This window comes from Bradyrhizobium sp. SUTN9-2 (assembly GCF_003122645.1).
Classification (GTDB): domain Bacteria; phylum Pseudomonadota; class Alphaproteobacteria; order Rhizobiales; family Xanthobacteraceae; genus Bradyrhizobium; species Bradyrhizobium yuanmingense.
This window is the reverse complement of sequence record NZ_LAXE01000001.1, coordinates 1693013-1715324: the sequence shown is the minus strand read 5'-3', so window position 1 is coordinate 1715324 and position 22312 is coordinate 1693013. Positions and strand designations below refer to the sequence as shown.

The window sequence follows — 22312 nt, the reverse complement described above, 5'->3', positions numbered from 1 at the left end:
TGGGCCGTTTGCCCTTGCCCCCGGCCGCCTTTTCGGGGAGATTGCGGCCCTCGAAGCCAGGATCCCCTGAAGCCATGAACGCGCCTTCCTCATCGTCCCGCCAGATCGTCTGGTCCAGCGTCATCACCGTCATCAGCGCCGCCATCCTGATCGGCGCCGAGGTGTTCGGCGCGGCGTTTGCCGGCGGCTGGGCGCTTGCGATCCTGTTCGGGCTCGGCGACCAGGGCGCCCATATCCTGCAGGCCGTGCTGTTCGCACTCGGCGTGCTCGTGATGACCGCCTTCATCCGCGGCGCGCAGCGCATCGAGCCCTTCACCAAGCGCGGCTGACGCGTCTCGCGCGTGGGCAGCACGCGCTGCGCGGCGAAAACTTAACGCGCGTTCATCTTCCGCGTCGCTCGCGCAACAGTGCGCAAGCAGATGTTAGGCAATCCTGTCCGCAGCCTAAAAAAATTCTTGCGAACCAGAGTCAAAACGCTTATGTGCGGACTTGCCCAATTTCGCACGTGCCTGTGGTCGTGTGTCAGTCGGTAGGTATCCGGACAAGAGGCCGGACAGCCGCCAAGGGGTGAAGAAGCCGAGGGGCTCTTCGGAAGTGCGGAAGTCGAGACTGAAACGTCGAGCGACCGAAGCAAACCCGGAGCGCCCAGCATCTCTCTCAAAGAGATGCCATGTCGAAGGTGACTTCGCTCTTTGCAACCGTGACTGGCAGCCGGAGGCGAACCGGCGCACCCCGCTCTCAACGGGGGACGCGACTTAAAGCAACGACGGATCGGGCTTTTTTGGTCTCTACCGGCAGTCCAACGCCGGCGCGGGCTACTGAAAAGGCTTGTCCTTCATTGCCAGGTGAGCGGGCGGGAAACTCTCCCAACCAATCCACGGCAGCACAGTCTGGTTTGAGTTTTTTGGCCCCAGCGCGCCTCCATCGCGCGATGCGGCCGAAGCACTCTCATCAGACGTCACGTTGATACGGCTCCCGTCGCTGGGACCGTTGGAGAGTGCCATGACCGAACGTATCCAGGAATTCCTGCGCAACCGCCGCAACGAAGGCCTCGACACCGAGCCGTGCCTCGTCGTCGACCTCGAGGTCGTGCGCGACAATTACCAGAGCTTCGCCAAGGCGCTGCCCGACAGCCGCGTGTTCTATGCCGTCAAGGCGAACCCGGCGCCGGAAGTGCTGGCCTTGCTGGCGTCCATGGGCTCCTGCTTCGACACCGCCACGGTCGCCGAGATCGAGATGGCGCTGGCTGCGGGTGCGACGCCCGACCGCATCTCCTTCGGCAACACGATCAAGAAGGAGCGCGACATCGCTCGCGCCTTCGCGCTCGGCATTCGCCTGTTCGCGGTCGATTGCGCCGCCGAGGTCGAGAAGATCGCCCGCGCCGCTCCCGGTGCGAAGGTGTTCTGCCGCATCCTCTATGACTGCGCCGGCGCCGAGTGGCCGCTGTCGCGCAAGTTCGGCTGCGACCCGGAGATGGCGGTCGAGGTGCTCGACCTCGCCAAGCGCCTGGGCCTGGAGCCGTGCGGCATCTCCTTCCATGTCGGCTCGCAACAGCGCAAGGTGAAGGCGTGGGACCGTGCACTGGCGATGGCCTCGCAGGTGTTCCGCGACTGCGCCGAACGCGGCATCAACCTGTCCATGGTCAACATGGGCGGCGGCTTCCCGACCAAGTACCTGAAGGACGTGCCGCCGGTCGTCACCTACGGCCGCTCGATCTTCCGCGCGCTGCGCAAGCACTTCGGCAACCAGATCCCGGAGACCATCATCGAGCCGGGCCGCGGCATGGTGGGCAACGCCGGCATCATCGAATCCGAGGTCGTGCTCATCTCGAAGAAGAGCGATGAGGACGAGGTGCGCTGGGTGTACCTGGACATCGGCAAGTTCGGCGGTCTCGCCGAGACCATGGACGAGTCGATCCGCTACGCCATCCGCACCCGTCACGACGGCGCGGACATGACCCCGTGCGTGCTCGCAGGTCCGACCTGCGACAGCGCCGATGTGCTGTACGAGAAGACCCCGTATCCGCTTCCGGTGACGCTCGAGATCGGCGACAAGGTGCTGATCGAAGGCACCGGGGCTTATACGTCGACCTACTCGTCGGTGGCGTTCAACGGCATTCCGCCGCTGCGGACGTACCACATCTGATCCGCCTCTCTTTTCCAGAGGCCTGACGAACCCGGGAGCCGGTCCGCCGGCTCCTCATCCAGCATCTCGATTTCTGACGACGTCTTGGACAGGCGTGCTGTGCGCACGCCGGTTCAAGCGGGGACTGACGTGCCATGACTGCTCCTCGGAAGCCGCAAGTTGCCCTCACCTCGAAAGCCGCTCCGTTCGTGATCCGTGCGGAACGTGCTGGAGACGTCGCGACGCGTGAAGCGCTGCTCGATGCCTGCTTTGGCGAGAACCGCCATGGCCGCACCTGCCAGCGCCTGCGCGACGGACGCGCGCCCGCTGCAGGCCTTGCCCTGTCGGCGATGCGCGAGGGCAAGCTCGTGGGAACCGTGCGGCTGTGGCATGTCAGCGCCGGAGGCAGGCCCGCTCTGGTCCTCGGACCGCTGGCGGTCGACCCTGCCTGCCGCGAGCTCGGGATCGGCGCCGCGCTGATGCAACAAGCGCTGGCTGCCGCCCGGGCGCGCGGGCATGGCGCCGTGATCCTGCTCGGCGATGCCCCCTATTACGCCCGCTTCGGCTTCACAGCCGAGAAGACCGCCGAGCTGTCGCTGCCCGGCCCGTTCGAGCGCAACCGCCTGCTGGCGATCGAGTTCACTGATGGCGCGCTTGATGGCGCCGCCGGGATGATCGTCCCGACCGGCGCGGCCCTGCCCAAACGGAGGTCGGTTCGCGCGCCTGAGGCGCACGCGGCCTGAGGGATCGCTCGTGTAGCGACGACCGCAGCCGCATTGAGCGGCAACGCCCTGCCGCGCCTGCGCGAGGCCCGTTCCTTTGGGGTTGCGCAGGCGCCGGAAACGCCCTTTAACCCCGCGAAACACCCCCTTCAGTCGAGGCCCATGACCATGTCCCGTCGCCTGATCTCCACCGGCTCCCCGCTCGAGAAGTCCGTCGGCTACAGCCGTGCCGTGATCGACGGCGAGTTCGCCTTCGTCGCGGGAACCACCGGCTATGACTACACCACGATGACGATGCCATCAGATGTCACGAGCCAGTCACGCAACTGCTTCAAGACCATCGCCGCCGCCCTGAAGGAGGGCGGATTCGAGATGGCCGATATCGTCCGTGCGACCTATTACGTGACCGACGCCAGCTATATCGATGCCCACTTCGCCGTCTGCGGCGAGGTCCTCGGCGACATCAGGCCGGCGGCGACCTTGCTGGTCGTCTCTGCCCTGGCGAGGCCCGAGATGAAGGTCGAGATTGAAGTCACCGCCAAGCGCCGCAGCATCTGACAAGCGCTGCAGCGCCTGATCCATCCCTCACTGCCAGCACGTTCCGGAGAATCCATCCCATGAGCCCTCCCTCGCAGATCTACGCGAAGATCACCGGCCCCATCGTCATGGTCGGCTTCGGCTCCATCGGCAAAGGCACGCTGCCCCTGATCGAGCGGCATCTGGACTACGACAAGTCGCGCATCACCGTGCTCGATCCCAAGGACGAGGGCCGCAAGGCGCTTTGCGAGAAGCACAATGTCCGCTTCATCCAGAAGGGGCTGACCAAGGACAATTACCGCGAGGTGCTGACCCCACTGCTCACCGAGGGCGGCGGCCAGGGGTTCTGCGTCAATCTGTCGGTCGATACCGGCTCGACCGACATCATGGAGCTCTGCAACGAGCTCGGCGCACTCTACATCGACACCGTCAACGAGCCCTGGCTCGGGTTCTATTTCGATTCCTCGAAGGGTCCGGAAGCGCGCTCCAACTACGCGCTACGCGAAACGACGCTGGCCGCCAAGAAGGCCCGTCCCGCCGGCTCGACCACGGCCGTGTCCTGCTGCGGCGCCAATCCCGGCATGGTCTCCTTCTTCGTCAAGCAGGCGCTGCTCAATGTCGCCACCGATCTGAAGCTCAATGCACCCAGGCCGAAGACCAAGGGCGAATGGGCGGATTTGATGCGGCAGGCCGGCATCAAGGGCATCCACATCGCCGAGCGCGACACCCAGCGCTCGAAGAAGCCGAAGGAGCCGGACGTCTTCGTCAACACCTGGTCGGTGGAAGGCTTCCTGTCGGAAGGCATGCAGCCATCCGAGCTCGGCTGGGGCACCCACGAGAAATGGATGCCCGAGAATGCGCACACCCATGAAGCCGGCTGCGGCGCTGCCATCTATCTGATGCAGCCCGGCGCCAACACGCGCGTGCGCACCTGGTGCCCGACCCGCGGCGCCCAGTATGGCTTCCTCGTCACCCACAACGAGTCGATCTCGATCGCCGATTACTTCACCGTGCGCGATGCGTCGGGCAAGGCGATCTACCGGCCGACCTGCCACTATGCCTACCATCCGGCCGACGATGCCGTGCTGTCGCTGCATGAAATGTTCGGCCGCGCCGGGAAGATGCAGGAGAAGCACCACATCCTCGACGAGAACGAGATCGTCGACGGCATCGACGAGCTTGGCGTGCTGCTGTTCGGCCACGACAAGAACGCCTATTGGTTCGGCTCGCAGCTCTCCATCGAAGAGACCCGCGAGCTCGCGCCCTACCAGAACGCCACCGGCCTGCAGGTGACCTCCGCCGTGCTCGGCGGCATGGTCTGGGCGCTGGAGAACCCGAACGAAGGCATCGTCGAGGCCGACGAGATGGATTTCGAGCGCCTGCTCGAAATTCAGCTGCCCTATCTCGGCCCGGTGAAGGGCTTTTATACCGACTGGACGCCGCTGACGGATCGTCCGGGACTGTTCCCGGAGGACATCGACACCAGCGATCCCTGGCAGTTCCGGAATATTCTGGTGCGGTGAGGCGGGCTCTCTCCGCCCCTCATTCCGGGGCGCGCCACTTGGCGCGAGCCCGGAATCCATCGGGCGGCAGACTCTGCAGGTAAATGGATTCTCCGGTGCGCAATTGCGCACCGTAGTTCGCGCTTCGCGCGCCCCGGAATGACCGGAAAAACTACTTCTTCTCCATCGGCGGCGCGATCTTCTCGGCCGGGGCCGGCGGCAGCGCCGGTTTGGCCGCACCAGCCGCGCCCTGAGTCTGCGGATCCGGCCGTGCCGGCTCGGGGGCCGGCGTGGTCGGGCGATCACCGCCGGGCTTCGCCTCCGCGGGCACCTTGCTCTGTTCGTCGGACGGGGTGCCCTGGAGCGGGGGCGTCGCCTGCGCCAGCTGCATGCGGCTTTCGGCGCGGATTTGCGCCAGGGACATCACCGACACCGCAACGCCTGCTGCGAACAGCGCACCGGCGATTGTCAGGTTGAGCTTCAGTCTACGTTTGTCATCTCGGCCGGGCATGTCGATCACCGCCTTTGTTCGCGGAATCAACGAAACTGGGGCGCGCCGGTTCCGGAACCTGAAAACGCGCGGAACCCACCCGCACGCGCCAAAACGCCGCGCTACTCCGTCGTGCTGACTTCCCATGTTGCATGCCGGACGCCTGGCAGATGCTGCAGATCGGTCGCGACCGCGTTCAGCTCGTTCGGGTCGACCGCGGTCGCAACCAGCTTGGCGGCGATCTCCAGAATGCCCTCGCTGATCTCGGCGACTTCGATATCGGCCACGGCATATTTCGCCGCTTCGAGCTTGTCGACGAGGCGGTCACGCATGTCGGGCAAGGCGTCGGCCGCAACTGCGAGCTTGAAATAGTAGGTCGCCTCCAGCGCCTTCTCGTTCAGCGGGATGCGGTTGATGGCGTTGACTAGCGGGCGCAGCATGGTGTTGCCGGCGATGACGAACACGGTCAGCGCGGCCGCCTGTGCGATCATGTCGGCGCCGGCACAGGAGCCGACCGCGGCCGAGGCCCACAGCGTCGCCGCGGTGTTGAGCCCGCGCACATCCATGCCCTGCTTCATGATGACGCCGGCTCCCAGGAAGCCGATGCCGGAGACGACATAGGCGATCACCCGGACCGCGCCGTCGGCGCCATCCAGCTGCATGGCGAGATCGACGAAGGCGGCAGCGCCCACCGCGACCAGCACGTTGGTGCGCCGCCCCGCGGTGCGCTGACGGTATTGCCGTTCGGCGCCGATCAGCGTGCCCAGCACGAAGGCCGTGATCAGGCTGACCAGGGTGTCGCGAAAGTCGGCAAGCTGGAAGGTCGTCAGAAATCGCATGGTTCCCTATACGGCGGGAACCATGACAGATTAAAGCTCGAGCAGACCGCCGTCCCCATTTTCGTCGGCAAAGGCCAGCAGCGTGCCTTTGGCGTTCCAGGCGATCGCGGCCACCGGCGGCGTGCCATTGCGGCGGACCAGGATCTCCGCGCCATCCTCCAGACGGACCATCAGCACGGTGCCATCGCTGTAACCGGCGGCGAGGATGTCGTTCTTGGGATGACAGGCGACCGCGGAGACGCGCGCCTGCAGCGGCGCGAGCATCGCGGGCTCCTTGCCCATCGGACCGTCCTTGCTGCCGAACGGCCAGATGATCACGGTGTCGGCGCCCGAAGTCGCCAGCCCCTTGCCGCCGGCGCTCCACGACATCGAGCGGACGCGGCCGGGATAGCCGGTCATGCGCATGTGCCTGTTGTCGGCGAGCCGCCAGCCGTGCAGCGCCGGCTCGTGCATGGCGGTGACCAGGAATTTGTTGTCGGAGCTGAAGGTGACCGCGTGATGCGAGCCGGCCCAAGGCAGGAATTCGGCCGATCCCGCCATGTTCGGAAACCACAGCGTCACGCCGTTGTAATGCGCGATTGCGAGCCGCAGGCCCTTCGGCGCGAAGGCAAGGCCGCCGACCGTCGAGGGCACGTCGATCGACTTCTCCTCAGCCTTGCCGCTCTTGACGGTCGCGGTCTTGCCGGCCGACCAGGCGAACGCGCCGTCGGCGTGCAGCGCCACCGCGTCGATCCAGCGCCGCTTGGGATCGGTGGCGAGCAGCGTCACCTCGCCCTTGGCATCGATCGAGACGACCTTGCCGTCGTCGCCGCCCATGACGAGGCGCTTGCCGTCGGAGGCGGTCGAGAGAATGCCGCCGCTATGCACGGCAACCGTGGTGATCTCGCAATTGGCATCGACGAATGCGACGTTCTCCTCGCCGCCGACGAAGGCGGCGCGATCCTTCAGGAAATGCACCGAGGTCACGGCCATGCCGAGCGCAATCGGCTGGACGCGGTCGGTGACGGAAACGATCGAAGCGGACTCGGGCGCTGGCGTAAACTCTTTCATCACGAGACGATGCAGCTCTCGAAACCCTTGCGGATCGCCTCTTCGGGCAATTCGCGGCCGATGAAGACGAGGCGGCTCTCGCGCGGCTCGCCCTCCTTCCACTTCCGCTGGTGGTTGCCCTCCAGCATCATGTGGACGCCCTGGAAGACGTAGCGATCGTCGTCGTCGTGGAAGGCGAGGATGCCCTTGGAGCGCAGGATCTTGCCGCCCTCGACCTGCACCAGGTTCTGCAGCCAGGGCATGAACACGTTGGGATCTAGCGGCTTGTCGGTCTTGAGCGAGAGCGATTGCATCTCCTCGTCGTGATAGTGCTTCAGGCCGTGGCCGTGATCATGGTGATGGTGATCGTGGCCGTGATGGTGGTGATGATCATGATCGTGGTCATGATCGTCGGCCTCCAGGAAGTCAGGCTCGATGTCGAGGATGCGGTCGAGGTCGAATGCGCCGCGGTCGAGCACGTCGGCCAGCGCCACCGCGCAGCGCTCGGTGCGATGCAGCTTCGCATAGGGATTGATGCCGCGAATGCGGGCCTCGACCTCGGCGAGCTCGCCCTTGTTGACGAGGTCGGTCTTGTTCAGAACGATGACGTCGGCAAAGGCGATCTGGTTCTTGGCCTCTGGTGCATCCTTCAAACGGTCGGACAGCCATTTGGCGTCGGCGACCGTCACGACCGCATCGAGCCGGGCGTTCTTCTGCACGTCCTCATCGACGAAGAAAGTCTGCGCGACGGGGGCGGGATCGGCAAGACCGGTGGTCTCGACGATGATGGCGTCGAACTTGCCCTTGCGCTTCATCAGGCCGTCCATGATGCGGACGAGGTCGCCTCGTACGGTGCAGCAGATGCAGCCGTTGTTCATCTCGAACACTTCCTCATCGGCGCCGATGATGAGGTCGTTGTCGATGCCGATCTCGCCGAATTCGTTGACGATGACGGCGTATTTCTTGCCGTGGTTCTCCGACAGGATGCGGTTGAGCAGCGTGGTCTTGCCGGCGCCGAGATAGCCGGTCAGCACGGTCACGGGAATCTTCTGGGAGGTCGCGTCAGACATAACAACTCCGGACTTCAAGGCTTTTTCGCGCGACGCGAGGCGGGGTGGCCCCTGCCCTAATGGTCAAGCGCGCTGGTCAGGGCCTTTATATTGTGCCTGACCATGTCAATGTAAGTGGGTGCAGGCCCCTTTTCGCCGGTCAAACCGTCCGAAACCAGGGTGCCACCGACCCTGGCACCGGTCTCGGCGGCGATCCGCCGGATCAGGCGATCGTCGCTGATATTTTCAAGGAACACGGCCGGGATTTTCTGGACCTTGATCTGGCCGATGATGGCGGCGATATCTCGCGCGCTCGGCTCGGTCTCCGTGGAGACGCCCCGGGGGGCGATGAACCGGATACCGTATTCGCGGGAGAAATAGCCGAAGGCGTCATGGGTGGAGATCACCTTGCGCCGCTCCGGTGGGATTTTTGCGACAGCGTCGCGGACCTCGCGGTCCAGTGTTTCGAGCTTTTCCAGATAGGCCTTGGCCTGGGCGCGGAAGAACTCTGCATCGTCAGGAGCGGCCGTGGCGAGCGCGCTCGCAATGTCGGTGACGTAGATCTTGGCGTTCGGGATGGATTGCCAAGCGTGGGGATCAGCGGCCGAACCCAATTTCAACGGCGCGATGCCGGCGCTTGCGGTGATCACCTTGGCCTTGCTGCCCGCGGATTGCACGAGGCGCGGCAGCCAGCCCTCCAGCCCGAGCCCGTTGACGATGACGAGCTTCGCCGCCGCGACCCGCTTGGCATCGGCAGGGGCCGGCGTATAGACGTGGACGTCGCTGTCGGGCCCGACCAGCGTCGTCAGGTTGACGCGGTCACCACCGACATTGCGGACGAAATCGCCGAGGATCGAGAAGCTCGCGACGACGTTGAGCCGCTCCGCGGCCCGCAGCGGCGAGGCGATCAGCAACAGTGCAAAGACCAGGATGAGCCGCATCGTCATGCTTCCAGATGCCGGCCGGGAAACAGCTGCCGGACGATGCCGCCGACGCGGCCGAACAGGATGGAGACGATGTAGAGCACCGTCGCCACCAGGATGATCGCCGGGCCCGAAGGCACGCGGGTCTGAAATGAGAGCACGAGGCCGGCATAGCCGGACACCGCAGCAGCAATGACGGCGATGCAGATCATCGCGGTGAGATCGCGCGACCAGAACCTTGCGATGCCCGCAGGCAGGATCATCAGCCCCACCGCCAGTAGCGTGCCCAGCGCCTGAAAGCCGTTGACGAGGTTGATGACGACCAGCGCGAGGAAGGCGAGATGGGCGGGGCCGCCGGCGCGGCTCACGGTGCGCAGGAACAGGGGATCGACGCTCTCGATCACCAGCGGGCGGTAGATCACCGCGAGCACCAGCAGCGTCACCGTGGCGTTGAAGGCGACCACCAGCAGGGTCTGATCGTCCATTGCGAGGATGTTGCCGAACAGCACGTGCAGGAGATCGATGTTGGTGCCCTTGATCGAGACGATGGTGACGCCGAGCGCAAGCGAAGCGAGATAGAAGGTGGCGAGCGAGGCATCTTCCTTCAGCCCGGTCGAGCGTGCGACCACGCCAGCGAGGATCGCGACGGCAAAGCCTGCGACCAGGCCGCCGGCCGTCATCGCGAACAGATTGAGGCCGGAGAGCAGGAAACCAATGGCTGCGCCGGGCAGGATCGCGTGCGCCATGGCGTCGCCGACGAGGCTCATCCGCCGCAGCATCAGGAACACGCCGATCGGCGCCCCCGCCAGCGCCAACGCGATCACCGCGGCGAGCGCGCGCCGCATGAACTCGAATTCGGTGAACGGACCGATCAGCGCGTCATAGAGCATCGGATATCAGGCCGCCCGCGAGCTGATATCATCGGCCGCGCAGGCCGCGGCGCTGTCGTCGAAGGCCTCGCACATCCGCATCGCGACCAGCAGATTTTCCGGCGTCAGCACCTCCGCCGTCGGGCCCCACGCGACCGGGCCGCGCGCCAGCACCAGCGTTTCGGTGAAATGATTGCGCACCATCTCCATGTCGTGCAGTGCGGCGAGCACGGTGCGACCCTCACCATGCCAGCGCTTCACCAGCGCGAGCAGATCAGTGATGGTCTTGGCATCGATGGCGTTGAAGGGCTCGTCGAGCACGATCAGGCTGGCATCCTGGAGCAGCACACGGGCGAACAGCACGCGCTGCATCTGACCGCCGGAGAGCGTGCCGATCGGGCGGTTCTCAAAACCGCTGAGGCCAACTGCTCCGATTGCCCGGAGAATCTTGTCGCGCGCGGCCTTGCCGATGCCGCCGAACAGGCCTGTGCCACGCCACAGCCCGGTGCCGACGAAATCGAACACCGAAATCGGGAAGCTGCGGTCGATCTCCGCACTTTGCGGCAGATAAGCGATGTCGCGGGCATCGAGCCCGCCGAGATGGATCGTGCCGTCGAGCGGCTTGAGGATGCCGACGATGCCGCGCAACAGCGTCGACTTGCCGGCGCCGTTCGGGCCGATCACCGCAACCAGCGCGCCCGGCGCGACCTCGCCGCTGAGATGATGCACGGCGGGGTGCCGATCATAGCCGAGCGTGACGTTGTGAAAGTGCAACGCTGCCATCGTCACCTCATCGCCAGCAAGACGATGCCCCACAGCACGGCACAGACCGCGAGCGCGGCCGCGAGACGGCCCGCCATGGTCATGCGCAGGATCGACCAAGGCGCGGTCTGGGCCGGATGCGGCGAGGTCGCATCGTGGACATGGGCGTGGGCGTGATCGTGCCCGTGCGAATGTCCATGGCCGTGACCATGGGAATGGCCATGAGCATGGTCGTGCTGGTGGGCGTGGGACGCGGCGGGAGCCATTTGCGGACGTTATATTATAACATTACGCCTGTCCACGGCGGGACTGACATCGCGGCTCAGGGCTTGCCGATCACCATGGCGATGGCGGCTGCCACGAATGGGAACGGCACCGAGACGGCGCAGCGGAACCAGACGAAACGGGCGGGCATGAACGGGATCTCCCACAGGATCACCCGCTGGAAGGCGAACAGCGCCCAAGCGACGACATAGGCGACCACCTGCGGCACCCCGCCGCCCGACTTCAGCGCGACGGTGCCAATGGAGAAGCCGACCACGGGACCGCCGGGCGTGGCGGCGCCGGCGACCACGGCGGTGGCAACCCCGAGCCAGCCGCTATCCGGGCCCAGCCAGCCGGTGATCACCTCCTGCGGGATGATGGCCGCGATGTAGCCGGAGCCGATCACGCCAAGCGCGATCCGCGGCACGATGTTGACGAAATCCATCGTGCCTTCGCGCAGCGAGGCCACGAACACCGGACGCCCACGACGAAAGGCGATCAGCCCGACGCCGAGCACCGAGCTCCACAGCAGGATGTCGATCAGAAGCGCTGCGCTCAACTCTCGTCGTCCTTCGCGAGCGGCTTCGGATAGAGCCTGACATAGACGAAGCGGCCGAGGGCGCCGGCGAGCACCGGCAGCGGCAGCGAGATCACGATCCGCCACAGCGTGAAATCGGTGCCCATGATCGGGATTTCCCAGGCGACCGCCCGGCCATAGCCGATCAGCGTCCAGCTCACGACCATGGCGATGGTGGCGCCGAAATCGGCGCCGACCGCGAGCAGCGCGCTCGCCACCGGGTAGGCCGTGAAGGGACCGCCGGGCAGAATCGCGCCGAACGCCGTGCCGATCAAAAGGCCCATCAGGCCGGACTTCGGCCCGAGCGAGCGCGAGACTTTCTCGTGCGGCAGGATTTCCGAGATGAAGGCCCCTAACAGGCAGCCGGCGAGCACGCGCGGCAGGATGCCCGAAAACAAGGAGAGATCGTGGGTAAGGATGTCCAGAACGCCGTCGGTGCCGTCCCGCCGCCAGACCAGTGCCGCACTCACCGCCACCAGAGCTGCGATGATGATGGTCGACCAGCCGATCGGCTTGCGGACCCGGCCCGGCCGCGGCTCGGATTCCGCGTCGCCGGAAGGCGCTGGATGGTTCGGGGAAGGTCCTGACAACGGGCTAGAGTCGCTCGAGGGTGATGCCCGTCCTGATTAAGGGCGGTGTTCCCCCGATGCAAACGGTGTGACGACAGACCCATGCGCGCGCCACGCAGGGCAATTCCGCACAGCAAAAAGGCGGTCGCGCCTGCGACCGCCTTTGTTTCTGTCATTCCGGGGCGGCGCGTCAGCGCCGAACCCAACATCCATCGGGCGTCACCCGAGCAGACAAATGGATTCCGGGCTCGCGCTTCCCGCGCCCCGGAATGACACCTGTCACGCCTTCTCGAACAGGGACTCCACGTATTCCCAGTTCACGAGGTTCTCGACGAACGCCTTGAGATAGTCGGGACGGCGATTGCGATAGTCGATGTAGTAAGAGTGCTCCCAGACGTCGCAGCCGAGGATCGGTGTGGCGCCGTGCACCAGCGGATTCTCGCCGTTCGGGGTCTTGGAGATCTCGAGCTTGCCGTTCTTGACCTGGAGCCAGCACCAGCCGGAGCCGAACTGGCCGACGCCGGCCGCCTGGAAGTCGGTCTTGAACTTCTCGAAGCCGCCGAGGTCCTCGTTGATCTTCTTCTCGAGCTTGCCCGGCAGCTTGGTGCCGCCGCCATTGGGCTTCATCCAGCTCCAGAAGTGGATGTGGTTGTAGTGCTGGCCGGCGTTGTTGAACACCGCGGGGTTCTTGCCGAACGAGCCCTTGACGATCTCTTCAAGGGACTTGCCTTCCCATTCGGTCCCCTTGAGCGCGTTGTTGCCGTTGGTGACGTAGGCCTGATGATGCTTGTCGTGGTGATATTCCAGCGTCTCCTTCGACATGTACTGGCCAAGGGCGTCATAGGCGTAAGGAAGTGGGGGCAGCGTAAAGGTCATGGCTTCTTGTCCGCAACTGGTGGGGAACGAGTTCTAACGGTCACCCCTTATAGAAGGTTCCGCGGCCATTAAATACCTCAGAATTTGCGAAAAGCGTGACTTGGCGCGTCCTGCCTGAATGCACAAATTCGCCGCAACCGGCCGTGTCGATCAGGCCTGCGGTTCGCTGTAAAATATCATTGCCTTTGAGGCGCTTAAGACAGAACAAACGCGCCACGAAGCGGAGCTGTGGAGGACGACGCCATGAGCATCGAGATCGACATATTGAACGGCGACGCCTCGTGGCCGAGGGCCGAGCCGCTACTTCAGGCGGTCTGGGCACCGCAGTTGGTCGCAGGCAAGCCCTGGGCTCATGTCAAATGGGCCAATGCCGATCTCCGCGTGCTGGTCGAGACGCCCGAGGATGGTCTCGTGTGCCATGTCGGCATCTACTTCCGCACCATCACCTGGAATGGACAGAAGGTTCATATCGGCGGCATCGGCGGCGTCTCGACGCGCGAGGACCAGCGCGGCCGTGGCTATGCGACCGTGGCGATCGACGCGGCGGTGCATACCATGCGCGCCAACGAGGCGGTTCGGTTCGCCCTACTGGTCTGCGAGCCGCACAATTTCGCGTTCTACGAGGCCCGGAGCTGGCTGCCGTTCAAAGGCGAGGTCTATTGCGAACAGCCGGAAGGGCGGATTCGGTTCACCTACATGGCGCCCTATGTCTTCCACATCGTGCGCGCGCCGACGCTGGGCACCATCGACCTATGCGGCCTGCCGTGGTGAGCCCTGCGTGAGCCAGGGCTGCGCCGGCCGGCTCATTCTCTTATAATATGTCGGTCATCATTTAATTTTCCGCCCGGTGAACATGACGATCGACGCCCCCGCAGATGCCGTCCCGCCGGTTGCGCCGGTCGCCTCCCCCATCGCGAGCCTCCTGACCGCGCCGATCCTGCCGACGCTGCTGCGGCTCGCGATCCCCAACATGATCGCGATGGTCGGCAGCACGCTCGTCGCAGTGGCTGAGACCTCCTATATCGGCCGGCTCGGCACCATCCCGCTCGCCGCGATCGCGCTGGTGTTTCCGTTCGCGATGCTGACGCAGATGATGAGCGCGGGCGCGATGGGCGGCGGCGTCTCGTCCGCAATCAGCCGCGCCCTCGGCGCAGGGGATCGCGACCGCGCCGCGACGCTGGCGCTGCATGCCGCCATCATCGGCCTTTGCGGCGGGCTGTTCTTCACGGTGATGATGCTCGGCTTCGGCCGCTCCTTCTTCGCGCTGCTCGGCGGACGCGAGCGCGTGCTCGAGGAGGCCAGCGGCTATTCGCAGGTGCTGTTCTCCGGCGCGGTCGCGATCTGGCTCGTCAACACGCTGGCCTCGGTGATCCGCGGTACCGGCGACATGCGCCTGCCTTCGATGATTCTGATCGGCGCGAGCGCGCTGCAGATCGTGCTCGGCGGCACGCTGGGGCTCGGCCTGTTCGGAGTGCCGCAATTCGGCATGCCGGGCGTGGCGAGCGGGCAGCTGATCGCGTTCAGCTGCGCGGCGATCTTCTTCATCTGGTATCTGTTGTCGGGGCGCAGCCGGCTGCCGCTGGATGTCCGCGCCTTTCATTTCGAGCGCGCGATGTTCCTGGACATTCTCAAAGTCGGCGCGGTGGCCTGCCTGTCGCCGCTGCAGACCGTGCTCACCATTCTGATCTTCACGAAGATCCTCGCGACCTTCGGCACCGAGATGCTGGCGGGCTACGGTATCGGCTCGCGGCTGGAATTTCTGCTGATCCCGATCACCTTCGCCTTCGGCATCGCCTCGGTGCCGATGGTCGGCATGGCGATCGGCGCCGGGCATGTGAAGCGCGCGCGGCGTGTCGCCTGGACCGCGGCTGCCGCCTCGGGACTCACGGTGGGGCTGATCGGCCTCGTCGTTGCGCTCGCGCCGTCACTGTGGGTCGGGCTCTTCACCCGCGATCCCGGCGTCACCGCCGCCGCGCACAGCTATTTCCACTGGGCCGGTCCGGCTTTCGTGTTCTTCGGCATGGGCGTGTCGCTTTACTTCTCCTCGCAAGGCGCCGCACGCGTCGGCGGTCCGGTGCTCGCTTCCACGGCACGGCTTCTGATCGTTGCGATCGGCGGCATCGGACTGATGACCGCGCAAGCGCCGGCCTGGACCCTGTTCGCGCTGGTCGGCGGCGCCATGGTCGTGTTCGGGCTCTCGACCGCCGCCTCGGTCGCTTTCGCGCGCTGGGGCAAATGATCGCAGGCAAATAAGCGCCGGCAGATAAGCTCAGAAATGTGATTCCATCGGGCGTTGCGCGCGCTCGAATTGCTGCTATGGAGGCGCCTCCATTCCAGGGCTCCTCTCCATGACATTCAGATTCGCCGCTCTCACCGTCATTCTGGCTGCGCTGATCGGTGCGCCTTCCGCCCATGCGCAGAGCGCCGACGGGACCTGGCTCACCCAGGCGGGCGATGCGCGCGTCAAAATCAGCAAATGCGGCGGCGGCATCTGCGGCCACATCGTCTGGCTGCGCGAGCCCATGGACAGCGCGACCGGCCAGCCCGCCACCGACAGCAAGAATCCCAATCCCGCGCTCGCCAGGCGCCCGATGATCGGCCTGCCATTGTTCAGCGGCATGGAGCCGGCGGGACCGAACAAATGGTCGGGCCAGATCTACAATGCCGACGACGGCAGCACTTATGCGAGCAACATCAGCCTGACTGGCGCGGACGCGCTGCGGGTCGAAGGCTGCGTCGGCGCGCTCTGCGGCGGTGAGACCTGGACGCGCGCGGGGCGCTAACCCGCTGCCATCATCGCCTTCAACGCCGTCGCCGCCGAGGCATAGCCGCCGCGCGCGCCGTCGATGAAATGGACGTGATCGCTGCGCAGCGCCGACGGCGCGAAGCAGGTCATCATCGCAGCGTCCTGCTGGTAGAGGCCGTAGCGCACGATGCCCTCGCGCGCAGCGGCTTTGAGACGATCGTTCAACGCGCGCTCGAGCTGCGGCGTGCAGTCCAGAATCATGCGCAGGCCGTCGTCGTATTTACGGAAGTCCGAGTTCTCGACCACCTGCCGCTTGTAGAGGCTGGGCACGAAACCGCCGATCTTGATGTCGAAGCGCATGATGAAATAGGCGAACAACGTACAGGCGAGTACGCTGGCTCTGCGCGCGAGCAGCGGACCCCCGCGCCTGGTTCGGGCCTCGAATTCCACGCCCTGCGGCGGCCATTTCAGCGGCGGCCCCTGCGGCGGCACCGGCCGGCCGCCCTCCGGGCTGCGCTCGACGAGATGAATGATGTCCTCGATCACCCTGCGGAAGGCCACCTGATCGACGCCGCGCGCCGGCATCACCAGCACCGACAGGATCAGGCCGCGCGCCGCCGGCATCACCTCGAAACGACACGACAGGCCCGAAAGGTCCGGCTGCGTGCCGGCGGGCGCCTCATCGACGGCAAACTCGCCGCGCTTCATCGCTGCGTCGGCCCACGCGAGCCCGCCGCCCGAAAACATCGCATAGGACAGGTTGGCCGACGGCCCGAACCGGGCGACGCGCACATCGAGGCCGTGTGTGCGAATGACGCTGACCGGCACCAAGGCGACGCGCAGGGTCAGATCGAGGTCTTCGCGCACCCAGGTCGCGGTCGCAGCCAGCGCCTGGCGGGCAAGCTCGACGTCGTCTGGCGCCACCGCGAAGCTGGCGCCGTCGCCGCCGAACACGAAGGGAAATTCCCGCCCCTGCAGCGCATTGGTCACCGCCGCGATCACGGCGGCACCGGCCATGTTCACGGCCTTGTAGCGCTGCGCCGCGATCGCCTTGGTCGAATCGACGATATCGGCAACACCGATGCTCCAGTCGTCCGGCAGCGGCGCATAAAGCGCAGGATCCATCAGGCTGGTGAAGCCTCGGAAGACGGGAATGCCGCCATAGAAGGACTCGCCTGAGCTCATCGGGATTGCCGGACTGTTGGAATGCGAAGCAAGATACGTGGCAGGATCGATCCGGGTTCGCTGGCTCGCGCCCCCTTTTCGATCATTGGCCGAAAGTGGCCCGGACAACAAGATGCGGCCGCCTTGCAATGCCTCGGCGGGATCATTGATCGGCATCAAACGGCCATCCGGGGAGAGCGGCTATCGTCGGTCGGCTCCAAGGGGTTGCATGGGAAAATCGAGGTGTCCGACTTCAGCAGCAAGGACTCCACCTCTCCGGTCCGCCGGCGCACGGGTGTCGACCCGATCAGCGCGGTGAAGATGCCGGAAAGATTGACGGAGGCGTCGATGCCTGGGCTGAAGCTCACCGCCTGACCCGCTCGGATGCGATCTGCAAGCTGATCGAGCTGGGGCTGAAGTTGGCACTCCCCGTCTCCGCGCCCGCGCACCCGGTCGTATCGGACGCGACCAAGATCGAAGAGATCGCAGTGCATGAGATCGAGTTACTGCTCGATCCGGCATTGCCGCCAGACGAGCGCGAGCGCCGCATTCGCCGCCTCACCGAAGGGCCGCCGGAATTTTCACACGAACGATTCGACCTGCCGAAGCAGCGGCCGTGAGCGGCTAGTGCAGCTTCTCGTCCTGACGCTTGCGCAGCTGGGATGCAGGGACGTCGTGGCAGCCGATCAGGCGCACGAATTGCTGCGGATACGCCTCGTGGCCGTGATCGCCGGAATTCTGATGCGACATCGGCGGGCAGCGGACCTCATCCGACTTCACACGCACCGGCTCTTTCAGGGCCCGGCTTGAAGCGGTCATGTCTGAAGTGGCCATCGACTGCTCCCCTTCGTTTAGGGCAGATCGATTGACGTAAACCAATCGATTGCGGGGCATCTTACGACCAAATCCGGCTGGCTGTCATTGCGCACGATCAACGCAATTGTGGCAGCCGGGTTCCGTCTACGCCGTGTTCCCGGCATCGATGGTGAACACGGTGCCGGTGACGTTGCGGCCGCCTTCGCCCAAAAGGTATTCCACCATGCGCGCGACGTCATCCGTCTCCGGCAGCCGGCGCAGCGCGCTGCGGCCCGCAATGCGCTTGCGGCCTTCCTCAGACAGATTGTGGGTGAGCTCGGTGTCGATGAAGCCCGGCGCGATCGCGTTCACGGTGATGCCGAGCTTGCCGACCTCACGGGCCAGCGAGCGGGTGAAGCCGGTCGCGGCGGCCTTGGTCGCGCCGTAGACGGAGAGGCCGTTATAGCCTGTCGTCGCGATGATCGAGGAGATGTTGATGATGCGCCCAGTGCCGTCGGCCATCATCTGGCGCGCCACATATTTGGTGAGGATGATCGGCGACAGCACGTTGAGCTGCACCAGCGCCTCGATCTCGGAATTGTGCATGGTGGCCAGCAGGCCTTCGGTGCCGAGACCGGCATTGTTGACGAGGCCGTAGATCGGGCCGAATTCGTCGCGCACGAGCTTTGCGAAGGCCGGGATTGCATCGATCACGGCAAGATCGCAGGCACGGAAATGCAGGCGCCCGTCGGCAGCTGCGATGGCCGCCTTGAGCTCTTCGCTTTCGCGCCGCGCCGCCGCGATGACGTTGAAGCCGGCCGCGACAAGGCGCTTGCCGATCGCAAGCCCGATGCCGCGGCTGCCGCCGGTGACGAGAACATTATGCATCGGTGCGCGCCAGTTTTCCGGCCGGGGTGACGTCGAGCGCCTCGACGAAGCGGAGGACCGCCGGCACCTTGTGGGATGCGAGCTGGGCGCGGCACAGATCCAGGATTTGGTCGCGGATCTCTTTCGCGCGCGCCGGATCGGTGCCCTCGGTGAGGATCACGTCCGCGACGACGATGCCGCCGGTGATCGGGCTCTTGCGCGACTTCGCGCGCGACATCCGCACATCCGGATGGCGGTTGATCACCGCCTCGATCTCCTCGGGGTGGACCTTCAGCCCGCCGATATTGATGATGCCGCCGCGCCGGCCGACGAAATAATAGCGGTTGCCGCGCAGCTCGACGATGTCGCCGCTGTCGACAAAGCCGTCGTCGTCGGTGAGCGCGGAGGCGTTGCGGCCGATATAGGCATGAGCCGTGCGCGTCGAGCGGATGCGCAGCGAGCCATCGACGACTTTCATCTCGACGCCGTTGCGGTTGCCGAGATAGTCGGCCGGAAAGCCTTCCAGCCCGTCATTGACGGCGAACCCGACGCCGGCCTCGGTCGAGGCATAGGCATGGCCGACGGACGCATGGGGGAATGCCGCCTTCAGGCCGTCGAGCACGGCTTGGTCGGCGATCTCGCCGGAGAGACGGACGTAAGCCGGGGCGAACTGGGCGGCCGAGCCGCTCATCAGGAGCTTGCGCCAATGCGAAGGCGTGCCGGAGATATGCGAGACACCGCGCGCCTTCAGCCGCGCGACGTGATCGGCGAGCGCCTCACGGGGATCGGACAGCACCAACGAACCGCCGGAGAGGATGGCACGGAGAAAGATTTGCAGGCCGCCATAGCGGCGGATGTCGTAGAACGTTGCCCAGACCGGTGCAGGTCCGCGCGATGGGCCTTCGGCGACGATCGCGCCGGTCAGCGCTTCCAGCGTATGGCCGGCGATCTTTGGCACCCCCGAGGTGCCCGAGGTGAGCATCAGCCATTCGGTGCCGCGCGCGGTCTTGGCCGGCGCGGCGGCTTGCGGCGGCAATTGCGCGGTGACGACCAGCGGCACGCCGGACGCCGCCCAGAGTTCGGGCTCGTCGGTGACGACGGCATCGATCCCGGCATCCGCGATCAAGGCGTCGAGATGCGCCGGGTTGAGGTCCGGCGGACACAACAGCATGCGGCGGGCGATACCGTCGAGCTCGATCATGGCAAGGCCGGACCGGAGCTGGTCCGACAGCTTGAGCAGCACGGCACGGCCAGAGAGCTCGTGCAGCCGCCCGCCCAGAACAGTGTGCGACAGGATGCCCGTCAGCGATACGACATCATGCGCATCGGAGATGGTGCGGCCTTTCAGCTCCGCGCCAAGATGGTCGCGAAGTGCAAAGATCTCACGCGGGGACATTTTCGTAGGCCCGCACGAAATCGCCCACCGTGGCGGGGAACGCTGCGTCCTCGGAAATGGTGAAGGGATCGACGCCGGTCTCGTCCTCGAGGCGGGCGACCAGGATGGCGAAGGCGAGCGAGTCGAAGCCCGTCTCATGCAGGGACAGATCGTCCGAGAGGGCGGGAAGCGTGACGTGCTGCTCCTTGGCGATCTGCTGAATCGCTTCAATGACCTTTGACCTTACCGACATGGCTGGCTCGCTTTGTTATCGATCTCGTTGTTGCGGCGGCTCTTGCTGACCGCCTCCCCATCGCGGTCTGTTTACCCGACAGAAGTAAATGGCTTCTTGGACAATTCAGATAAAATTGGACCTATCTCTCGATTTTGGTTGCCCTACAGCCTGATCGTACCGCCCGAGATGGCCGCATATGTCTCCGCGTCCAGCGCGACGTAGAGGCCGGATATCGGGTCGAGCATGAACAGCGGATCGGCGACCGCGGCCGGGTCAAATCCCTCGCGGGCGAGCTCGCCCTTCTTCTGCTTGAAGGTCTCGGTGGCGTCGAGCTCGCGCGAGATACGAATGAAGAGCGGGCGGGCGTAGACCGGCAGGCGTTGCGCGAGATGGGCGGGCAGCGCGCTGATGTCAAAGCCCTCGTTCACGACGATCGCGCTCATCCCGGCCCGGCCGTCGGCGCCGGGAATGCTGACGCCATAGGTGGCGGCATCGACGACGCCAATGAAATCGCGCACGGCATCGTTCACCTCGGAGGTCGCGACATTCTCGCCCTTCCAGCGGAACGTGTCGCCGATACGGTCGACGAAATGGAAAAATCCCTTGTCGTCCATCCGCATCAGATCGCCGGTGCGGAACCAGGCATCGCCCTTGACGAAGACGTCACGCAAGACTTTTTTCTCGGTCTCACCGGCATCGGTGTAGCCCTCGAAGCGCCCACCGCCCTCGTCCGCGGTGCCGATGCGGCCGATCGCTTCGCCGGCCTCGCCGCGGCTGCAGGCGATGCAGAAGCCCTCTTCATTGCGCAGCGGGGCGCCGCTATCGGGGTCAAGCTTGACGAGCCTGGCAGGAAAGCGGTGCGCGAGCAGCGCCGGGACGCGGCCGATCGCACCCGGCTGGCCCTCGACGTTGAACAGCGAGAAATTGCCTTCGGTCGCGGCGTAGAATTCGAGGATGCGCGGAATGGCGAAGCGCGCCTGGAAATCCTCCCAGATATCGCCGCGCAGCCCGTTGCCGCAGGCGAGCCGCAGGCGATGCCGATTCTCGTATTCCGAGGGCGCGGCCTTGAGCAGGTAACGGCAGAGCTCGCCGATATATTGAAACAGCGTGCAGTCGTGCCGGACGATGTCGGACCAGAAATGCGAGGCCGAGAATTTCTCGGCGATCACTACCGAACCGCCGGCGGCCAGAATGCTGCACGGCGCGACGATGCCGCCGACCGAATGGAACAGCGGCAGACAATCGTAGAGCCGATCCTGCGGCGTCGCGCCGGTGAGGCCAGCGAACCAAAACCCCCAATTCAGGATGCGGCGGTGGCTGATGCTGGCCGCTTTCGGCAGGCCGGTGGTGCCGGAGGTGTAGATCAGCAGCGCACGGTCGTCGATGGTGACCTCGCCATGCTCCTCCGGCGATAGCGGGCCGTCGTCGAGAACGGCAAGCGCGACGTCGATCGCACGTTCGCTGCGGCTATCGCCATGCGTCCAGACTTTTGCCGCCGTCTTCAGATGAGGTGCCGCGCTGTCCAGCATCCCCGCTAGCTCATGCGCAACGATGACATGCATCGGCTTCGCGACACCAAGGCAGTGCGCGAGCGATTGCCCGACGAGCTTGGTGTTGATCAGTGCGACCACGCCGCCGACGCGGCTGATGCCCAGCCAGGCCGCGATATAATCGATGCCGTTCGGCATGATCAGCGCAACGGTATCGCCCTTGGACAGGCCGAGCGAGCGCGCCCAGCGGGCGTAGCGATTGATCCTCTTCGAGAGGCCTTCGTAATCGAGGCTTGCCTCGTCCGCCACCAGAGCAACGCGGTTAGGCTGGCGCTGCGCCCAATCGTCGACGACGTCGGCGAACAGGCGGCCCGGCAGCGTTTCGATCCGCGCGGTGAGCTCGATCGCCCTCAACCAGATCTTGGAAGCCGACGGTGCGCGCGCGGCTTTCGGCTTCTCGATGACGCCGGTGGTCATATTGTTTACTCTTTCGGGCGGTCTGCGGTTT

Annotated in this window: 25 protein-coding genes and 1 pseudogene; 9 read left to right on the top strand and 17 right to left on the bottom strand. The window is 65.4% G+C overall.

Features of this window, described 5'->3' with window-relative positions; all coding sequences use genetic code 11:
• Positions 1-74: 74 nt before the first annotated feature.
• The 5 genes from XF30_RS08075 (at position 75) to XF30_RS08050 (ending at position 4906) form a co-directional block, all read left to right on the top strand.
• Positions 75-329 carry a hypothetical protein gene (locus XF30_RS08075; protein ID WP_035997726.1) on the top strand — a complete coding sequence of 85 codons (255 nt, stop codon included), beginning with the start codon at positions 75-77 and terminating at the stop codon, positions 327-329.
• A gap of 673 nt (positions 330-1002) precedes the next feature.
• On the top strand, positions 1003-2145 hold the full coding sequence (locus tag XF30_RS08065; protein ID WP_035997723.1) for a type III PLP-dependent enzyme: 1143 nt from the start codon (positions 1003-1005) through the stop codon (positions 2143-2145).
• Positions 2146-2279: 134 nt separating this feature from the next.
• Positions 2280-2867, top strand: coding sequence for a GNAT family N-acetyltransferase (locus tag XF30_RS08060; protein ID WP_035997718.1), 588 nt, complete (start codon positions 2280-2282; stop codon positions 2865-2867).
• Between the two features lie 147 nt (positions 2868-3014).
• Entirely contained in the window at positions 3015-3404 is a 390-nt protein-coding gene (locus tag XF30_RS08055; RefSeq protein ID WP_036036634.1) for a RidA family protein, read from the top strand.
• Between the two features lie 59 nt (positions 3405-3463).
• The gene (locus XF30_RS08050; RefSeq protein ID WP_109142379.1) at positions 3464-4906 is read left to right on the top strand and encodes a homospermidine synthase; all 1443 of its coding nucleotides are present in this window, start codon (positions 3464-3466) and stop codon (positions 4904-4906) included.
• A gap of 151 nt (positions 4907-5057) precedes the next feature.
• Here the strand turns inward: XF30_RS08050 and XF30_RS38415 are convergent, their stop codons facing one another.
• The 11 genes from XF30_RS38415 to XF30_RS08000 form a co-directional block, all read right to left on the bottom strand.
• The gene (locus XF30_RS38415; protein ID WP_192893073.1) at positions 5058-5396 is read right to left on the bottom strand and encodes a hypothetical protein; all 339 of its coding nucleotides are present in this window, start codon (positions 5394-5396) and stop codon (positions 5058-5060) included.
• Positions 5397-5497: 101 nt separating this feature from the next.
• Positions 5498-6214 (bottom strand): MgtC/SapB family protein, encoded by a 717-nt coding sequence (locus tag XF30_RS08045; protein WP_109142378.1) that lies wholly within the window; start codon positions 6212-6214, stop codon positions 5498-5500.
• A gap of 30 nt (positions 6215-6244) precedes the next feature.
• Entirely contained in the window at positions 6245-7264 is a 1020-nt protein-coding gene (locus tag XF30_RS08040; RefSeq protein WP_192893072.1) for a WD40 repeat domain-containing protein, read from the bottom strand.
• Positions 7264-8313, bottom strand: a complete 1050-nt coding sequence (locus XF30_RS08035; RefSeq protein WP_036036600.1) for a CobW family GTP-binding protein — start codon at positions 8311-8313, stop codon at positions 7264-7266. Before XF30_RS08035 ends, XF30_RS08040 begins: the two co-directional genes overlap by 1 nt.
• Before the next feature lie 56 nt (positions 8314-8369).
• Complete coding sequence (locus XF30_RS08030) at positions 8370-9233, bottom strand: metal ABC transporter substrate-binding protein (protein WP_192893388.1); 864 nt, start codon at positions 9231-9233, stop codon at positions 8370-8372.
• 2 nt (positions 9234-9235) lie between these two features.
• The gene (locus XF30_RS08025; protein ID WP_109142375.1) at positions 9236-10105 is read right to left on the bottom strand and encodes a metal ABC transporter permease; all 870 of its coding nucleotides are present in this window, start codon (positions 10103-10105) and stop codon (positions 9236-9238) included.
• 6 nt (positions 10106-10111) lie between these two features.
• Positions 10112-10867 carry a metal ABC transporter ATP-binding protein gene (locus XF30_RS08020; protein ID WP_057028224.1) on the bottom strand — a complete coding sequence of 252 codons (756 nt, stop codon included), beginning with the start codon at positions 10865-10867 and terminating at the stop codon, positions 10112-10114.
• A 2-nt stretch (positions 10868-10869) separates the two neighbouring features.
• The gene (locus XF30_RS08015) at positions 10870-11112 is read right to left on the bottom strand and encodes a hypothetical protein (protein WP_035997699.1); all 243 of its coding nucleotides are present in this window, start codon (positions 11110-11112) and stop codon (positions 10870-10872) included.
• A gap of 56 nt (positions 11113-11168) precedes the next feature.
• Positions 11169-11669, bottom strand: coding sequence for a hypothetical protein (locus XF30_RS08010; protein WP_035997695.1), 501 nt, complete (start codon positions 11667-11669; stop codon positions 11169-11171).
• Positions 11666-12277 (bottom strand): permease, encoded by a 612-nt coding sequence (locus XF30_RS08005; RefSeq protein ID WP_074447685.1) that lies wholly within the window; start codon positions 12275-12277, stop codon positions 11666-11668. Before XF30_RS08005 ends, XF30_RS08010 begins: the two co-directional genes overlap by 4 nt.
• Before the next feature lie 258 nt (positions 12278-12535).
• Positions 12536-13132 carry a superoxide dismutase gene (locus XF30_RS08000; protein ID WP_027573470.1) on the bottom strand — a complete coding sequence of 199 codons (597 nt, stop codon included), beginning with the start codon at positions 13130-13132 and terminating at the stop codon, positions 12536-12538.
• A 243-nt stretch (positions 13133-13375) separates the two neighbouring features.
• On the opposite strand from XF30_RS08000, the gene XF30_RS07995 reads away from it, so the two are divergent.
• The 3 genes from XF30_RS07995 to XF30_RS07985 all read left to right on the top strand — a co-directional run bounded on the left by XF30_RS07995 (position 13376) and on the right by XF30_RS07985 (position 15915).
• The gene (locus tag XF30_RS07995; protein WP_035997755.1) at positions 13376-13903 is read left to right on the top strand and encodes a GNAT family N-acetyltransferase; all 528 of its coding nucleotides are present in this window, start codon (positions 13376-13378) and stop codon (positions 13901-13903) included.
• 82 nt (positions 13904-13985) lie between these two features.
• Complete coding sequence (locus XF30_RS07990; protein ID WP_192893071.1) at positions 13986-15371, top strand: MATE family efflux transporter; 1386 nt, start codon at positions 13986-13988, stop codon at positions 15369-15371.
• A 109-nt stretch (positions 15372-15480) separates the two neighbouring features.
• Positions 15481-15915, top strand: coding sequence for a DUF2147 domain-containing protein (locus XF30_RS07985; RefSeq protein ID WP_036036579.1), 435 nt, complete (start codon positions 15481-15483; stop codon positions 15913-15915).
• Here the strand turns inward: XF30_RS07985 and XF30_RS07980 are convergent.
• Positions 15912-17063 (bottom strand): DUF3095 domain-containing protein, encoded by a 1152-nt coding sequence (locus XF30_RS07980; protein WP_109145620.1) that lies wholly within the window; start codon positions 17061-17063, stop codon positions 15912-15914. The two genes, XF30_RS07985 and XF30_RS07980, sit on opposite strands and share 4 nt — an antisense overlap.
• Positions 17064-17208: 145 nt before the next feature.
• Here XF30_RS07980 and XF30_RS07975 point away from each other — a divergent pair.
• Positions 17209-17662: pseudogene (locus XF30_RS07975) on the top strand (hypothetical protein).
• A gap of 4 nt (positions 17663-17666) precedes the next feature.
• On the opposite strand, the gene XF30_RS07970 reads toward XF30_RS07975, so the two are convergent.
• The 5 genes from XF30_RS07970 to XF30_RS07950 all read right to left on the bottom strand — a co-directional run bounded on the left by XF30_RS07970 (position 17667) and on the right by XF30_RS07950 (position 22281).
• Positions 17667-17876 carry a hypothetical protein gene (locus tag XF30_RS07970; protein ID WP_035997682.1) on the bottom strand — a complete coding sequence of 70 codons (210 nt, stop codon included), beginning with the start codon at positions 17874-17876 and terminating at the stop codon, positions 17667-17669.
• A gap of 126 nt (positions 17877-18002) precedes the next feature.
• Positions 18003-18725 carry an SDR family NAD(P)-dependent oxidoreductase gene (locus tag XF30_RS07965; RefSeq protein ID WP_109142372.1) on the bottom strand — a complete coding sequence of 241 codons (723 nt, stop codon included), beginning with the start codon at positions 18723-18725 and terminating at the stop codon, positions 18003-18005.
• Positions 18718-20100, bottom strand: a complete 1383-nt coding sequence (locus XF30_RS07960; RefSeq protein WP_192893070.1) for a class I adenylate-forming enzyme family protein — start codon at positions 20098-20100, stop codon at positions 18718-18720. Before XF30_RS07960 ends, XF30_RS07965 begins: the two co-directional genes overlap by 8 nt.
• Positions 20087-20332, bottom strand: a complete 246-nt coding sequence (locus XF30_RS07955) for an acyl carrier protein (RefSeq protein WP_015688794.1) — start codon at positions 20330-20332, stop codon at positions 20087-20089. The genes XF30_RS07960 and XF30_RS07955 overlap by 14 nt, the downstream gene beginning before the upstream one ends.
• Before the next feature lie 143 nt (positions 20333-20475).
• Positions 20476-22281: a long-chain-acyl-CoA synthetase gene (locus XF30_RS07950; protein ID WP_109142371.1), complete on the bottom strand. Its 1806-nt coding sequence runs from the start codon at positions 22279-22281 to the stop codon at positions 20476-20478.
• Positions 22282-22312: the final 31 nt, after the last annotated feature.

Coding starts and splice junctions, on each gene's coding strand:
- XF30_RS08075 (WP_035997726.1), top strand. CDS start 75: ATGAACGCGCCTTCCTCATCGTCCCGCCAGATCGTCTGGTCCAGCGTC.
- XF30_RS08065 (WP_035997723.1), top strand. CDS start 1,003: ATGACCGAACGTATCCAGGAATTCCTGCGCAACCGCCGCAACGAAGGC.
- XF30_RS08060 (WP_035997718.1), top strand. CDS start 2,280: ATGACTGCTCCTCGGAAGCCGCAAGTTGCCCTCACCTCGAAAGCCGCT.
- XF30_RS08055 (WP_036036634.1), top strand. CDS start 3,015: ATGTCCCGTCGCCTGATCTCCACCGGCTCCCCGCTCGAGAAGTCCGTC.
- XF30_RS08050 (WP_109142379.1), top strand. CDS start 3,464: ATGAGCCCTCCCTCGCAGATCTACGCGAAGATCACCGGCCCCATCGTC.
- XF30_RS38415 (WP_192893073.1), bottom strand. CDS start 5,396: ATGCCCGGCCGAGATGACAAACGTAGACTGAAGCTCAACCTGACAATC.
- XF30_RS08045 (WP_109142378.1), bottom strand. CDS start 6,214: ATGCGATTTCTGACGACCTTCCAGCTTGCCGACTTTCGCGACACCCTG.
- XF30_RS08040 (WP_192893072.1), bottom strand. CDS start 7,264: ATGAAAGAGTTTACGCCAGCGCCCGAGTCCGCTTCGATCGTTTCCGTC.
- XF30_RS08035 (WP_036036600.1), bottom strand. CDS start 8,313: ATGTCTGACGCGACCTCCCAGAAGATTCCCGTGACCGTGCTGACCGGC.
- XF30_RS08030 (WP_192893388.1), bottom strand. CDS start 9,233: ATGCGGCTCATCCTGGTCTTTGCACTGTTGCTGATCGCCTCGCCGCTG.
- XF30_RS08025 (WP_109142375.1), bottom strand. CDS start 10,105: ATGCTCTATGACGCGCTGATCGGTCCGTTCACCGAATTCGAGTTCATG.
- XF30_RS08020 (WP_057028224.1), bottom strand. CDS start 10,867: ATGGCAGCGTTGCACTTTCACAACGTCACGCTCGGCTATGATCGGCAC.
- XF30_RS08015 (WP_035997699.1), bottom strand. CDS start 11,112: ATGGCTCCCGCCGCGTCCCACGCCCACCAGCACGACCATGCTCATGGC.
- XF30_RS08000 (WP_027573470.1), bottom strand. CDS start 13,132: ATGACCTTTACGCTGCCCCCACTTCCTTACGCCTATGACGCCCTTGGC.
- XF30_RS07995 (WP_035997755.1), top strand. CDS start 13,376: ATGAGCATCGAGATCGACATATTGAACGGCGACGCCTCGTGGCCGAGG.
- XF30_RS07990 (WP_192893071.1), top strand. CDS start 13,986: ATGACGATCGACGCCCCCGCAGATGCCGTCCCGCCGGTTGCGCCGGTC.
- XF30_RS07985 (WP_036036579.1), top strand. CDS start 15,481: ATGACATTCAGATTCGCCGCTCTCACCGTCATTCTGGCTGCGCTGATC.
- XF30_RS07980 (WP_109145620.1), bottom strand. CDS start 17,063: ATGAGCTCAGGCGAGTCCTTCTATGGCGGCATTCCCGTCTTCCGAGGC.
- XF30_RS07970 (WP_035997682.1), bottom strand. CDS start 17,876: ATGGCCACTTCAGACATGACCGCTTCAAGCCGGGCCCTGAAAGAGCCG.
- XF30_RS07965 (WP_109142372.1), bottom strand. CDS start 18,725: ATGCATAATGTTCTCGTCACCGGCGGCAGCCGCGGCATCGGGCTTGCG.
- XF30_RS07960 (WP_192893070.1), bottom strand. CDS start 20,100: ATGTCCCCGCGTGAGATCTTTGCACTTCGCGACCATCTTGGCGCGGAG.
- XF30_RS07955 (WP_015688794.1), bottom strand. CDS start 20,332: ATGTCGGTAAGGTCAAAGGTCATTGAAGCGATTCAGCAGATCGCCAAG.
- XF30_RS07950 (WP_109142371.1), bottom strand. CDS start 22,281: ATGACCACCGGCGTCATCGAGAAGCCGAAAGCCGCGCGCGCACCGTCG.